This is a genomic window from Caldalkalibacillus salinus, assembly GCF_016745835.1.
Classification (GTDB): Bacteria; Bacillota; Bacilli; order Caldalkalibacillales; family JCM-10596; genus Caldalkalibacillus_A; species Caldalkalibacillus_A salinus.
In genome coordinates this window covers 296,411-311,014 of sequence record NZ_JAERVL010000004.1, presented here as the reverse complement: position 1 = coordinate 311,014, position 14,604 = coordinate 296,411, and the positions used below count along the sequence as shown (strand labels likewise).

Genomic DNA, 14,604 nt, shown 5'->3' with positions numbered 1-14,604 from the left:
GGTTTGAACCCAATTTCAGCCGTACAGGAAGACCAGATACAAAAAAAGGCCTTGCCCGTAGGCAAAGCCTTCTATGGTTACTTAATCTTTTATGAGCTCAACGGTGTCGCCCGTTTTTAACCCTGCTGCGTTACCTTCATCTGTATCTAGGTGGCAGTCTAAGGCATAATTGTCGTGGACACGACAGAGTACATGATCAAAAATGACGGCACGCTCCCCTTGCGTTTTAATTTTAACTTTATCTCCATTCTGGACGCCAAAGCTTTCTGCATCAGACGTATGAAAATGAATATGACGCGCGGCAATAATGACGCCTTTGTCTAGTTCAACCTCACCTTGTGGCCCAACAACCCTCAAGCCCGGCGTACCTTCAGTATCACCTGAATCACGTACGGGGGGATTAATACCTAATTTGAAAGCGTCTGTACGTGAAATCTCAATTTGTGTTTCACGTCTGACAGGTCCTAAAACACGCACTTTTTGTATTTCACCCTTAGGGCCTACGATTGTCACGCTCTCGGCAGCTGCGAATTGACCTGGTTGAGAAAGCGGCTTAAGTTCCGTAAGTTCGTGAACTTCACCAAATAGCTGTTTCAAATGATCTGGGGATAAGTGAATATGACGATTAGAAATACCAACTGGAATTTGTTTACTCATTTATGTTCACTCCTTGTTGTTCTGCAATAATTCGCGTTGTATCACGGGCAATCATCACTTCTTCATTGGTTGGGATGACCATCACTTTTACTGGGGAATGCGGGTAACTGATGTAAGCTTCTTTCCCTCTTACCTTGTTCAGTTTTGGATCCCAGTAAATGCCCATAAATTCAAGTCCACGTAGCACTCTCTCGCGGATGAGTGTACTATTCTCCCCTACACCAGCTGTGAAAATAATCGCATCCACACCGTACATACGTGCAGCGTAGCTCCCTATATATTTATGGATACGGCCTGCGAATATTTCTAGCGCTGTCTCGGCACGTTCACTGCCTTCTTCTGCGGCTCCCTCAATATCTCTTAAATCACTTGAGATCCCTGATATACCGAGCATCCCACTTTGCTTGTTTAAGACATTGAACACAACTTCGTCAGCACTCATGCCTGTTTTATCCATAATGTAAGGAATGAGGGCAGGATCAATATTACCTGAACGAGTTCCCATAGCGACACCAGCTAATGGGGTAAAGCCCATAGAAGTATCGATGGATTTACCTTCTTCAACGGCTGCAATACTCACGCCATTTCCAATATGACAGCTGATTAAGCGTAGATTTTCAATAGGTTCGTGCATCAGCTCAGCTGCGCGCTGTGTAACGTACTTATGAGAACTTCCGTGGAATCCGTATTTACGGATACCATATTTTTCATAGTACTCATATGGCAAGCTATAAAGATAAGAGGACTGTGGCATGGTTTGATGAAACGCAGTATCGAACACCGCTACAGCTGGTACATCCGGTAAGATTTTCTTGAATGCTGTAATTCCAGCAAGGTTTGCAGGGTTATGCAACGGTGCGAGGTCACTACATTCCTCTATATCATTTAGTACATTATCTGTAATAAGGACGGCATCACTGAACTTTTCACCACCGTGTACAACGCGGTGACCTAAGCCTGTAATCTCACTTAAATCCTGAATGACACCCGTCCCCGTTAATTGTTGAATAAGAAGCTGAACGGCTTGTGCGTGGTCAGGGATATCCTGTACTGTTTCACGTTCTTCTTCATTAACCTCGATGGTGAAGATCGAATCCTTCAGTCCGATACGTTCGATCAAACCTTTCGTCATGACGGATTCATCAGGCATTTGTAGTAGTTGGAATTTCAAAGATGAACTTCCGCTATTGATGACTAATATTTTTCCCATAACTTCCACCTTTTTTCTGTCTTAAACTTTTTCTGTTTTGATCCAATTGTTAATCTTCGTTAGTGTTGCCGAAAACTTTTGAGCATCTGAAAAAGAAGGGAGTTGAGCTAACAACGTTTCCTTAGGTTTAGTACTATTTTCTCCTTTTTTCTGCAAAATAAAGATGCTTTTATGAATACTACCTTTTTGGAACATATCTTCTGGTAATTGTAATAAAGCTTGTATATGCGATTGCCCCATAATGAATGATCTCAGCTTTTGAGCACCTGGCTCAGAGAATATTGCATTGGGGATTAAAAACATAAGATACCCATCCGGTTGTGTTAGCCGTAACGATTGTTCGATTAACAGGTGGTGGGTATACAAATCTTGCTCATCATACAATTCATAGTCCTTAGCGACCTTCTTGTTAGGATATAGGCCCACAGGCAAATCACAGACAGTCAGAGCTGAAGCCGACGTATATAGAGGTTTTAATCCATCTTGATGAAATATATCCATGGCGTGTTGTTGCAAGTTGGCATTGACGTAGGCGAGCCTTACCAACGTGGAGTCAACCTCAGTTGCTACGGCTTGAATCTCTTCCTCATACTGATTCAATATGCCCGTCAATAAGTTACCCGAACCTACTGCTAAGTCTAGAACAGAGGAAGGGTGAGGAGACAACTGCTTGGCCAAGTAACCCATAAACATGACCACAGCGTCTGGTGTCACACCCGTTCCTGGTACTGTATGCTCCTTCAACCCCTTTAAAGTGGCAAGTTGAAAAGCTCGTCTGACATCTTCTTGTGTATATTGATCTTCTTGAAACTCCCTATATATCTTTTCTAGGCGTTTTCTTTGGATATCGGTGGTTTCAAGCACCATTTCTCCCTGAAATAGCTGCTCTCCAGTATCAATCAAAGCCTCTAAATAATTTTTATTAAACTGTTCAGAGATATATGTACAGCTCGAATCGAAGATCTGAAAAATGTGTTCGATATGATTGTTCTTACTCATAAAGCATATCGCTCTCCCTTTTAAACCATTTCCATACATGTGCTAACCTAATGATAAAGTATATCACAATGAAAAGGGTGAATGAAAATGAAAAATGTGTTGAGTTTGTGACAAACTCAACACATCCTAAATTGCCTTAAAATTCGACATTGTCGTTCTTGAATTTTTGTTCTGGATTGATTTTAGACTTTTGTGTTTTATTGCTCATCATCTTTTGTATTTTCTCAAATAACTGTGGCGCAGAGTCTAAAATTTTCTCATACAGATGGGTTTGACCATCGATATGCACCATTTTTATACCGTGTGAGTTAACAACTAAGAAAGCGACGGGCGTAATGGAGACCCCACCCCCGCTTCCGCCTCCGAACGGGTGGTTGCTTTCTTTTTCTCCGCCTCCGCCCGGTAACTCTTGTCCTGAAGAGGAGGCGTCTTCTTCCAAATTATAATCCGTACCTCCTGCTGCAAACCCAAATCCCACCTTAGAAACGGGCAGAATCACACTGCCATCAGGAGTTTCGACAGGATCGCCAACGATCGTGTTGACATCCACCATTTCCTTTAAGTTTTCCATGGCGGTTTTCATTAAGCCTTGAATTGGGTGCTCTGCCATTTTACATCACGCCTTTTTCTAAGATTAAGTAGCATACGTATTCCTGCTAAGATAGCATTCCCAATCCGCAGTCGAATCATACATCTTAGCTCTGTTTCTATCTTTTTTTCTTGAAAATGGGGCTTTACTGCAAACCTCGGTAAGGCTCTCAAGCTAAGGTACGTTTGAATGACGCCCACAACGGCTGCTTTCGTACTCCAAGCGATACCACTAATCACGCCCGTTTCAGCAGCATCCCCTGTACCTATACTTGTGCGCCACTCAAATTTTAGCAGGTGAATGGTTTTAAGAAATCGTTTCAGCACAACATGTAAGTGATGAACCCTTTGAATAACGGTGAGCAAACGTGACTGGATCTGAGTGGCTTCGTTTGGCGTCACTTTAAAACTTGATTCGTCCAGTGACATATTCGGACTTTTCAATTCCATCTGGTATTCGGCCCCTGTCATATCACCCTGCAATTTTACAATCGGGGTCTCCGTTTCGAGGTGTATGAGCCCGAACCAAGCCATCACTTTGGTCTTTAATTTGTCATTGGCACCTTTTCGTTGAACATGTATAGTGACCTGCACCTGTGTGAACAAGATGATGATAAAAAAAATAATCCAAGCTAGAAATATAGCTAATACAACTTGCATGAGACCACCTCTTGCCCTCAGTATCGTCAATCTCTTCTGGTCTCATACAAAAAAGGAAGGGTGTTTTCCCTTCCTGCACAATGTTTATTACGATGTTTTATTACAATTACATTATTTTACCGATTCTTAAGCTGTCCCTACACCTGAAAGCTGCTTATTACCGTCAGAAGGTATACTATACCTCAACATACTGACGTTTATATACCTCTTGCTCCATCACTACATACGTGTCACCAATCAGATCGTGCCATGCTTGCCTCTTGGGATAAAACAATGCCCATATAAATCCTAAGTGAATCCCAAACAGCTTTGAAATAAATTTGCCTACAGCTTCTCGAAAGAATGCCGTCCCCCAGTCTAATGATGCACCATCTTTTCGGACCACTCGAAGGCCAAAAATCATCTTACCAAGGGTTTGCCCCCATATTTTTGTCATGACAACAAAATATAGATAGCCTATGAGAGAAGACAAGATCACATAGGCACTAAAGGTTTCTGTGGTATACAACTCTGCCCCTACCAGATACAGCACAGGTTGCACTGTTAAGAAAAAAATCGCACCGATAAGCAAGAGATCCAGGAGGTAAGCAATAAACCTAGGGCCTATTCCCGCTAACACATACCGTTGCTTGTGATCATGCATCGGCTCTGTGTTAACCTGTGTCTGGTCTTCCTGTACCAGCTGATCTTCCCCTGCCTCGGCGTTAGCCATATCTTCATCATGCTGGTTTAATTCAGTTTCTCGCACATGCTGTTGATCATTGTGTCGTTCCATCAAATCACCTCCGTTACCATGTCATAAGGTACATGGCGTAAGGTTGATTAGGTGCATGGAAGAAATCTTGTAGCCCGGTGCGTTCAAAACGACTGCCAAAATCACCAATCACGCCAAAATACTCATTCATAAAAGCCATACCGGAACGTTTATATCTCACCACGGTCGGGTTCTCAACTCCTGCTAAATCCGAAACACCAGCGATCGAATCATCTAAAAAGCCTATCTCGTCTACAAGCCCAGCCCTTTGAGCTTGCCCTCCGGTATAGATACGACCGTCTGCTAGTTCAACAACCTCTTGTCTACTGAGATTTGTACGCCCTTGATCCACAACGTCCACGAACTGATCATACATTTCATCAACGATCGATTGAATGATCTCCCTCTCTTCATCGGTTGTCTCCCTCATAGGGGATAAAATATCCTTGTGCGGGCCACTTGTGAAGGAATTATCTTTGATTCCCCAGTTCTCTGCTAGTTCGGAAATATCATATGTACTAATAATGACACCTATTGACCCCGTAATGGTTGAACGGTTGGCATAAATCTTGTCAGTCGGTGCTGCTATATAATATCCTCCGGATGCAGCCGTATTGGACATGTATGTCACGATAGGTTTATCCGGGTATTCTTCTTTAAAATCTCTAATTTTATGATATATTTCATCACTTTCAACAACGCCACCTCCGGGCGAATTAATCTGCAGAATGATCCCTTTCACTTGGTCATCCTCAAAAGCATGCTCGAGTTGATCCATAAAGGTCTTGTGATGGTAGCCCGCTTGTTGAAAAGCGCCTTGCGGTTGATCCATGATCACACCTTCGACATCAATAACGGCTATTTTATCAAGGTTTCCTTGTTCAAGTACTTCTTCCCGGATATCTCCACTTTCAGCTGTTACAAGCGCCCCCGATGCCATTTGTCCTACAGCATATAATATGAGTAAGACAGCTGCGATCGCTAACGCTATCCAACGTTTAGCTGTCATATGCCACACCTTCCCCTTCTAGTGTCTGTTTTCAAAACAGCAATTAAGAAATATTTTACAATATCTAAGCTTGGTACACAACTGTGCCATTGACAATCGTCATAATCACTTCTGTTGTTAATAAGTCATCTACGTTATGTGTATGAAAAATATTTTTGTTAATAACTGTAAAATCTGCTAATTTACCTTTTTTAATACTTCCTTTTAATTCAGTCTTCCTTTCTGCATAGGCGCTGCCTACTGTAAATAGCTTTACAGCTTCATTCATGGTTAATTTTTGTTCAGGACCATATCCTTCGTGTGGTGCTTCTCCGGGTACCGTCCGAGCCACAGCTGCATGCATCCCTAACAAAGGATTAACGGGCTCTATAGGTGCGTCTGATCCTCCTGCACAAGCGACCTGGCCCTCTAAGAGTGTCTTCCACGCATAACTCCAAGGTAAACGATCTGGACCTAGCCTTTCTGCAATCCACGGGAAGTCTGACGCCACAAAACGAGGCTGTATGTCCACAACAACGGGCAGTTTCTGAAGTCTTTCCAATAATGTTTGGTCTAAGACTTGGGCGTGGATAATACGGTCTATTTGTCCTGCAGACACGGGATGGTCCTCTAGAGCGTCTAAAGTCATGTCTAAAGCTAAATCACCGATCGTATGTACAGCTACCGGCAGATGATATAATCTGGCCTTAGCCACGATATCCTTTAACCTCTCAGGTGAGTGAATGGCCACACCATTCGTTGAAGGGTCGTCAGAGTAGGGCTGCTTAAGGAGCGCACTTCTACCTCCCATAGCGCCATCAGCAAAGATTTTCACAGCTCCCGCCTCAATATATAAATCACCTGATCCGTACGTATCACCTGATGCCACATACTCTTCTAGGTAATCATGATAGACGAGTTCGTGCACTCGAAAAGGGTGTCTTTCTTCCCTAATCACTTCTTGGAACAATTGCATGGTGCGTAGATAGCTACCCGTATAGCGAACGTCCTCCGTATGGCACCCGGTAATCCCTAGACGCCAGCAATCTTTAATGGCAAGCTGTAGTGCCTCTTTTAGGTCGTCATAGGATTCATCCGGCACGTGTTGATATATCAGTAATCCTGCTTGTTCTAAAAATAACCCTGTTGGCTGTCCTTGTTGATCTCTCATAATCTTGCCACCGGATGGATCGGGCGTTCGATCAGAAATGTCACTGATTTTCATCGCTTTAGAATTTGCCAAATACGCATGGCCACAAATCCGGGTCAAAAAGATAGGGTGGGTTGAGCTAATATCATCCAATTCCTCTTTGGTGAAGATCTTTTTGTCAGGAAAATTGTTTTCATTCCAACCTAGTCCAAGAATCCATTCTCCCTGAGGTGTTTGCCTCACTTTTTCCTCTAATAGCGCTCTCATCTCTTGTGCACTCTGACACGCTGAAAAATCCAAAGCTTTTAGCTTTTGACCATGAGCGATGAGGTGCATATGACTATCCGTTAAACCTGGTAAGACCGTTCCTTGACGTAAATCAATGATATCAGCAGCATCGTGCTTGTACTTGTAGAGAATGCGATCACTTTCCCCAACCTCAACAATTCGGCCATGTTGTACCGCAACAGCCGTTGCATACGGGACATCCTCGTCAAAAGTATGTATGTACCCATTCACAAATAACTTTAATGACATGGTTATTTCTCCTCATCTCTTTTTGACCTCATTATTTCGGAACACGAATCTGAAGTCAAGCAAAAAAGGGAACCAGATGTCTGGTTCCCTTCATATCCACAGCCATTATTGTTGAGGAGATTGTCCTCCCATTTGTTGTTCAGCTACTTGAACTAGACGCTTAGTGATTTCTCCACCAACAGATCCGTTAGCACGAGAAGTTGTGTCCGCACCAAGTTGTACTCCGAATTCTTGTGCGATTTCAAATTTCATTTGATCAAGAGCTTGTTGTACGCCAGGTACTAGTAGTTGGTTACTGTTGTTACTTCTGTTGCTTGGCATATTGATTCACCTCCTCTGCTGTTGTACTACTATCTTGTGAAGGAAGAGTGAAATCAATACATCAAATTACGTTGCAATTAGTGGAAAATTTACCTTTTAAGTACCACTTCATGATTCTTCTTGGGGAACGACGTTAAAGGCTTGGCACCATCTAAGGTGACGTATACGGCATCTTCAATTCTAACGCCCCCTCGTTCTGGTACATATACACCCGGTTCTATCGTAAAGACCATGCCTTCTTCAATCTTGTTTAGATTCCCTTTCCCGATAGAAGGGGCTTCATGAACTTCGATTCCCATACCGTGACCTAGACGGTGTATAAAATACTCTCCGTATCCATGCTCGGTAATATACTCGCGAGCCATCTGGTCTAAGGCTTCAAAAGTCATCCCGGGCTTAGCCGACGTTATAGCCAATTCCTCCGCTTCCAAGACAACATCGTACACTTCTTTTATCTGGTTTTCCCATTCACCTATATGGAAAGTTCGTGTCATATCGGAACAATAACCGTTGTAAACAATACCAAAGTCAATAAGCATGACACCGTTATCCAATAAACGCTTCCCAGCATTTCCATGCGGCAACGCTGATTTGTGGCCGCCTAGTACCGTGGTATTAAATGACATCTGTGTGGCTCCAGTGCGTTTTGCTTGATACTCAATCTCAGCCACAAGTTCTATTTCTGTCATCCTGGGTGTAAAGTGCGCTAGTGCTTGTTGTAAAATGTGATCTGTTTTTTGTGATGCTTCTTTGAGTGCGCTTATTTCCTCGTCAGACTTTAACATCCTGAGCTGATGGAGGATTGGCGTGAGGTCTTTAAAGGAGAGGTTCTTGCCGCTATCAAGTAACCACCTGACCCTTTCATAAGTGAGTACGCTTTCTTCTATCCATAACATTTCTACTGGTGAGCCCTGAATGTATTTTTGGATAACGTGGGAGGCGGGTTCATCGTCTCTATAACCTAAAATCTGAATATGACCATCTATCACCTGTGTAGCCGCTTCCTGATCTAATTGTGGTAAGATAAGCGTCCAACTCTCACCGTTCCAGCATAACCCCATAAAACGTTCATGAGGATCTGTATCAAAACCTGTGAGGTAAAAAATATTTTTAGGTTGGGTAATGACCATACCCTCACCTTGTGTAACATGTTTGAGTAGCTTTTCTCTTCTATACGCTGCCTGTTTCATTTTTTAAAACACCTCCTTTGATATCATTCGGCAAAGAAGGTGTCATTCCTTTCGTTATCCGTTTATTACCCTTATTTCTAAAAAGCAGAGTGAATCATTATTTTGTCTGCTCTAATAACGTTTGTACGATACGCAGAGCAGCGTTCGGCTTTTGAAAATTTTTAATCCGCTCTCGCCACTCCTGTAATTCATAAGGGTGAATGAGCCATTTACGTATATAATATGGGACAAGTGATATATCTTTGACAGGCACACCTATGCGATGTTCATGGAGAAAACGTTCATTGGCTTCTTCATGCCCAGGGATGGGGTTAATGGTGACAATCGGTGTACCACAGCGGATCGCTTCTGATACCGTCAGTCCCCCTGGTTTTGTAATAATCACATCCGCACGTTCCATCCAGTATTTCATATTAGTGACATAACCTAATACGACTGTAGACTCATCATTTTTACGCCTGAGCTTCCGATACAGCCTTTGATTTTTCCCTGTAATAACGGTGATATGGTAAGGAATACGCTGAGACCTTAACACATGGACAAGCTTTTGGATGGGACCGTACCCTGTAGCGCCCCCTAATATCAGTATATGAAACTGATGAGGATTACGAAAAGGGATTACATTCGGTTCCTCCACCGTATGCTCGAAATCCGAGTGGACGGGTATACCGTAATCGTAGATACATTCAGCTTGAATACCGTAATTGTTTATCAGTCGCTTTTTGATTTTTTCATGCGCGACAAAGTAATAGTCCATTTCTGTGTGAATGAAGAAGGGATGGAAGCCATAATCCGTAAATATAGCGCCTAACTTGAACTTATTTTTACTGTTTTTTCTTATTTCACAAACGGCAGATACACAGCTGGGATGCGTAAACAATACGATATCTGGCTTTTCATGGTGTAACAGCTTTTTTAGGCGAAATTTAAAGAAATGCCGATGGAACACACTACATTTTGTTGTGCGCAGGTACATCCATTTCCAAAGAAAAGGAACCGTTTTAATTAAAGTGAAGTAACCTGTAATCAGTAGCCATTCCAGAAATGGATGGACCGCATTCATTCCGGATACAAGTTGGACATCCACTTGACCTTTTTGATAATTGTTTAGCATCAGCTGGATAGATTTTGCCGCCTGAAAGTGACCTTCTCCTACTTTTTGTTCGGTGAAAACAAGGATCTTATGACTCATGACTGATCTCCGATTTCTTGAAACTCTGTTTGTTTGGCGTATCTTTCCATTAACTCTTCTAGCGACATCACAAGATGCTTTGATTTGAGTCGCTTGCCATGGGCCACCAAGTACTGATGTCCTGCTGGATGCACCATCATATAAATCAATTTATAAAGGAACCCTTTTATCCAAAAATGAAAATTTATATCCACTTCATGAGTAGTGAATCCCAACCTTTCAGCACCGCGATTGAGCATAGACGTTCCAATAATACCTACAATTTTGTGTTGATCAGGTAGCTCTGTGACATAATCCGTAAGACCTTCTAATGACTGAAGCATTCTATTCTTCAAATATATGGCTAATGAAAACGAGGATCGATGGTTAAGTACTTCTTTCGCTAACCCGTAATTATATATGTGAATCTTGATGATCTCGTCTCCTGGTTTAATACATTTTCCCGACTTTGTTTTGAGTTCAGGTCCACGATACGTTTTACGTACCACCCTAAATAGGTTGTCTCCTTTTGACACGTACTGCATGCGGTTACATTGAAAATATAACCAATCCCACAAAGCCCATAAAACCATCAATGCAGTCTTCATGGTACCCCCTCCAACACATCGTAAAGTTACGTTTATTATGTGACCGGGGGATATATATTATAAGCTTGGACGATCTCCAAATAATTGCAAGTCAAGGATAACGAAGTGTACAGTTTTAAACATTATGCTCTTCCGAGCATTTTAAACAGTGCTTTATGATATTGATTCAAGTATATAAAGTAAAAATAAAAAAAGCTGAGGTCGGTCCCCAGCTTTACTGTCCATATTTCAATGATGTTATTTTCCATTGTGGTGTATTCATTGAGCCATGCTTTCGTTTTTAAAAAGTTAATGCATTTAAAATAAATCATTAATGGCTTTATGATGTTCCTCTTCCTTGGTCTCACCTTGGGTTTCAGGGGTAAGACGTAGGACCTCAGTTTTTTCTACAGCGTTATCGATCAGTTGCGCCAGGTCTAAACGTTCCTCGAAACGATTCGCTTGCTTCCTAGTGGGTTTGGTCTTAGGATTTTTCGGTTGAAAAACGGTGCAACAGTCTTCATAAGGTAGTATAGAAATGTCGTACGTATCGATGCTTTTGGCAATATCTATAATTTCAAGCTTATCCATGGTCACTAGCGGACGCAAGATTGGGTAATTGGTGACTTCGTTAATGGTATGCATGCTTTCGATCGTTTGACTCGCTACTTGTCCAACATTATCACCTGTGGCAAGTGCTTTAGCTCTGTTTAACTCTGCTAGCTTCTCCGTAATGCGGACCATAATCCGACGCATAATGGTGATACTGTACTCCTCAGGGACATGTTTTTTAATCTCAGTTTGAATTTCAGTAAAAGGGACCACGTGTAGCTTCACTTGCCCCACAAACTGGGTCAGTTTCTGTGATAAATCAACCACTTTTTGTTTTGCTCTTTCACTCGTGAAAGGATAGCTGTGAAAATGAACCCCTTCGACTCTTAAACCGCGTTTCATACATAAGTATCCCGCAACTGGACTATCGATACCACCGGATAACATTAACATCGCTTTACCACTTGTACCTACTGGGAGACCCCCGGATCCTTCTACTTTTTCACTCATAATATAAGCCGCATCTTCACGGATTTCCACTAATACTTCAACATCTGGGTCGTGTACGTCAACCTTTATATCCTCAGTATTGACGAGAATATGCGCCCCGATGTGACGATTCATCTCGGCTGAAGCATAAGGAAAGCTTTTATTAGGACGCCTCGTGTTGACCTTAAATGTGTGTGGCTTTTGTGGCAGTCTCTGTATAGCGTATAAAGCCGTTTCCTTTATTTTTTCTACGTCTAGCTCAGATTTCAAGGCAGGACTAAAGGATTTGATACCAAACACTTTTTGTAGCTTGCTAGCCACCTTATGATAATCCTCTCCATTCAAGTACACGTACATTCGTCCAAAAACGCGCTTGACTTGTATGTTAAGCCCACTCATGGTGGTCCTAATATTCTGTGCTAACTGATCTTCAAACTTTTTTCTATTTTTACCTTTTAAGGCGAGTTCGCCGTATCGAATCAGAATGAATTCTACTTGTGTCTGTGTCATATCGCTACACCTTCATTATTTTTTTATAATAGGGCAGTAAGTCTTTAACAACGTCGATAAAGTACTGCACTTCATCTGTAGTATTATGGTGAGAGAAACTGATCCTCACAGCTGATCGTGCGGCGTTATCGTCAACCTGGGCCGCTGTTAAAATACGACTAGGTTTATCGTCTTTAGATGAGCAAGCTGACTTGGTTGACACGTATAAGCCTTTTTCCTCAAACGCGTGGACTAATACTTCAGGTTTCAAACCAAGAAAGGACACGTTCACAATGTGTGGTGCGGCAATAGTCTCATCTATAGGGGAGTTGACCTTAACGCCTTCAAGCTCAGATAGTCCCTCTAGTATTTGGGTCCTAAGCTGCTTTAAATGTTGAATATGCGCCTGCTCTTGTTCTTTTGTTAGACGCAAAGCTTTCGCCATGGCCACAATGCCGGGCACGTTCTCGGTGCCAGGACGTATGGATCTCTGTTGAGCACCCCCATGAAACAAAGGGATGAGATTCTGTATACGTTCATTGACATAAAGTAGCCCTGTTCCTTTGGGTGCATGAATCTTGTGACCAGACAGACTTAACAGGTCAATATGACTCTCTTTTAAGGTTAAAGGTGCTTTACCGACACCCTGCACTTGATCGACATGAAAATAAATTTTAGGATAATCCTTTATAATACGTCCAATATCATGAATAGGCTGGATGCTGCCTATTTCATTATTGACATGCATCACTGAGACCAAAACGGTATCCGGACGTATGGCTCGGTTAACATCATCAGGAGATACTAAACCGTTGGTATCAACAGGGAGATACGTGACATCAAACTGATGATGTTCTTTTAAGTATTCACAAATCTCATGTATAGATGAATGTTCAATTGCTGAGGTGATGATATGTCTTCCTCTATCTTGATAACCTAAAGCGACACCTTTGACAGCTAAATTGTTGCTTTCAGTTCCGCCAGAAGTAAAAATGATTTCATGACTATTCACGCCTAAAAGCTGTGCACAGACCTCCTTGGATTTACTCACCAATTGTTCGGCTTGCACGCCTAAGTGGTGTAACGAGGATGGGTTGCCATAGAATTGTTCCATAGCGCCAACCATGGATTGGACCACTTCCTTAGACGGTTGTGTTGTCGCACTATTATCAAAGTAGACGGTTCTTCCATCCGCCATGTCTATCCCCTCCACCAGGTTTATGTGTAGGACCTTTCAGTTACCTAACGACAATCTTACCATATCTGTATCATGGAAAAAAGTCATTCACATTGCGCTTGAAAAAAGCTCCTTGCCGAATACGACAAGGAGCTAAAGACTCGTCAGTTAGCGTAAAAATGGTGCCACAAGTAAGCCCATCACAATAGATAAAACCCCGATAGCCATTGCCCATATCCCGAGGGTACGAGAACCGTTGCGATAAGCAAAAAATCCTGTGATCACACCGACTGTCGCGGTTAACAGTGGCAAGAAGAAAAGAGAGATGATGGAAAGGACAAGTGCCGTCCAGCCCAATGGTGTGTTTCCTTCTTCTTCTGTTTCCATTTGTTCTACATTCTCAACTTGGTCCGATTGCTGGTTATGATTCAGCTGGCGAGTGTCAGGCGATATCTCTGCCGCTGTTTCTTCATTGACATTATTGACGTCAGTGACATTATTTGCATCAGTGTCAGGGTCCCCAAGGTCATCTCCAATATTTTCAGCATCAACAACGTCCTCTATCCCTTCGTGCTCCGATTGCACGAGAGAACTTCCTTGCTGTTGAGTTCGATTGGGATCATTGATTTGAGTATGACCCTGCATACGCTCTCCCTGCTGGTTAGTTTGCACTTGATCATTTACTTGTTGATCGCCTTGTGGCTGTTGGTTTCCTTGTGTTTGATAATCCGCCTGATTTTCACCTGTAGGTTCCTGCTCCATCCCTAGAGGTGTCACACCCCCAAAAGCTTCTTCTCCCTCTATCTGATCACTTTGGGTATGTTCTTGTTGCACACTCTGAGTCATGTTATTATCATCATTCGCCACGTTCTCATCGTTGGCCACTTGGTCGTGTGGCAAGTCCGTTCGACTACGTTGATCTGCCATGTCTTTGTGACCCTCCTTTAGTAAAAGTTGACCCATCTATAGTATGTACGTCATGCGTAAAAAAATTTAGGCAAGTAATGGGCTCACACAAATAAAGAAGTGTACAGAATGCTAACGACCACACAACGATTGAGAACAACGGGATAAACCTTTAAAAT

15 protein-coding genes are annotated in these 14,604 nt (G+C 42.4%); all 15 read right to left on the bottom strand.

What is annotated here, in order from left to right:
• Positions 1-81: 81 nt before the first annotated feature.
• Positions 82-657: a phosphate propanoyltransferase gene (pduL, locus tag JKM87_RS05210; protein WP_202078667.1), complete on the bottom strand. Its 576-nt coding sequence runs from the start codon at positions 655-657 to the stop codon at positions 82-84.
• Positions 650-1,867: an acetate kinase gene (locus tag JKM87_RS05205; protein WP_202078664.1), complete on the bottom strand. Its 1,218-nt coding sequence runs from the start codon at positions 1,865-1,867 to the stop codon at positions 650-652. The genes pduL and JKM87_RS05205 overlap by 8 nt, the downstream gene beginning before the upstream one ends.
• 21 nt (positions 1,868-1,888) lie before the next feature.
• Positions 1,889-2,866, bottom strand: coding sequence for a class I SAM-dependent methyltransferase (locus JKM87_RS05200; RefSeq protein WP_202078662.1), 978 nt, complete (start codon positions 2,864-2,866; stop codon positions 1,889-1,891).
• A 136-nt stretch (positions 2,867-3,002) separates the two neighbouring features.
• Positions 3,003-3,476 (bottom strand): GerW family sporulation protein, encoded by a 474-nt coding sequence (gene ytfJ / locus JKM87_RS05195; protein WP_202078659.1) that lies wholly within the window; start codon positions 3,474-3,476, stop codon positions 3,003-3,005.
• Positions 3,449-4,114 carry a DUF2953 domain-containing protein gene (locus tag JKM87_RS05190; RefSeq protein ID WP_202078652.1) on the bottom strand — a complete coding sequence of 222 codons (666 nt, stop codon included), beginning with the start codon at positions 4,112-4,114 and terminating at the stop codon, positions 3,449-3,451. The genes ytfJ and JKM87_RS05190 overlap by 28 nt, the downstream gene beginning before the upstream one ends.
• Positions 4,115-4,289: 175 nt before the next feature.
• Complete coding sequence (locus JKM87_RS05185; protein WP_236838597.1) at positions 4,290-4,889, bottom strand: RDD family protein; 600 nt, start codon at positions 4,887-4,889, stop codon at positions 4,290-4,292.
• 13 nt (positions 4,890-4,902) lie between these two features.
• Positions 4,903-5,877 carry a signal peptide peptidase SppA gene (gene sppA / locus JKM87_RS05180; protein ID WP_202078650.1) on the bottom strand — a complete coding sequence of 325 codons (975 nt, stop codon included), beginning with the start codon at positions 5,875-5,877 and terminating at the stop codon, positions 4,903-4,905.
• A 64-nt stretch (positions 5,878-5,941) separates the two neighbouring features.
• Positions 5,942-7,543: an amidohydrolase gene (locus tag JKM87_RS05175; protein ID WP_202078648.1), complete on the bottom strand. Its 1,602-nt coding sequence runs from the start codon at positions 7,541-7,543 to the stop codon at positions 5,942-5,944.
• Positions 7,544-7,648: 105 nt separating this feature from the next.
• Positions 7,649-7,864: an alpha/beta-type small acid-soluble spore protein gene (locus JKM87_RS05170; RefSeq protein WP_202078646.1), complete on the bottom strand. Its 216-nt coding sequence runs from the start codon at positions 7,862-7,864 to the stop codon at positions 7,649-7,651.
• Between the two features lie 89 nt (positions 7,865-7,953).
• Complete coding sequence (locus JKM87_RS05165; RefSeq protein WP_202078644.1) at positions 7,954-9,054, bottom strand: M24 family metallopeptidase; 1,101 nt, start codon at positions 9,052-9,054, stop codon at positions 7,954-7,956.
• A gap of 97 nt (positions 9,055-9,151) precedes the next feature.
• Positions 9,152-10,246 carry an MGDG synthase family glycosyltransferase gene (locus tag JKM87_RS05160; protein ID WP_202078642.1) on the bottom strand — a complete coding sequence of 365 codons (1,095 nt, stop codon included), beginning with the start codon at positions 10,244-10,246 and terminating at the stop codon, positions 9,152-9,154.
• The gene (locus tag JKM87_RS05155; protein WP_202078640.1) at positions 10,243-10,833 is read right to left on the bottom strand and encodes a YkoP family protein; all 591 of its coding nucleotides are present in this window, start codon (positions 10,831-10,833) and stop codon (positions 10,243-10,245) included. Before JKM87_RS05155 ends, JKM87_RS05160 begins: the two co-directional genes overlap by 4 nt.
• Positions 10,834-11,130: 297 nt before the next feature.
• Entirely contained in the window at positions 11,131-12,363 is a 1,233-nt protein-coding gene (gene thiI, locus JKM87_RS05150) for a tRNA uracil 4-sulfurtransferase ThiI (protein WP_202078638.1), read from the bottom strand.
• Between the two features lie 4 nt (positions 12,364-12,367).
• Positions 12,368-13,540: a cysteine desulfurase family protein gene (locus JKM87_RS05145; protein WP_202078636.1), complete on the bottom strand. Its 1,173-nt coding sequence runs from the start codon at positions 13,538-13,540 to the stop codon at positions 12,368-12,370.
• 147 nt (positions 13,541-13,687) lie between these two features.
• Complete coding sequence (locus tag JKM87_RS05140; protein WP_202078634.1) at positions 13,688-14,446, bottom strand: DUF308 domain-containing protein; 759 nt, start codon at positions 14,444-14,446, stop codon at positions 13,688-13,690.
• Between the last annotated feature and the right edge of the window lie 158 nt (positions 14,447-14,604).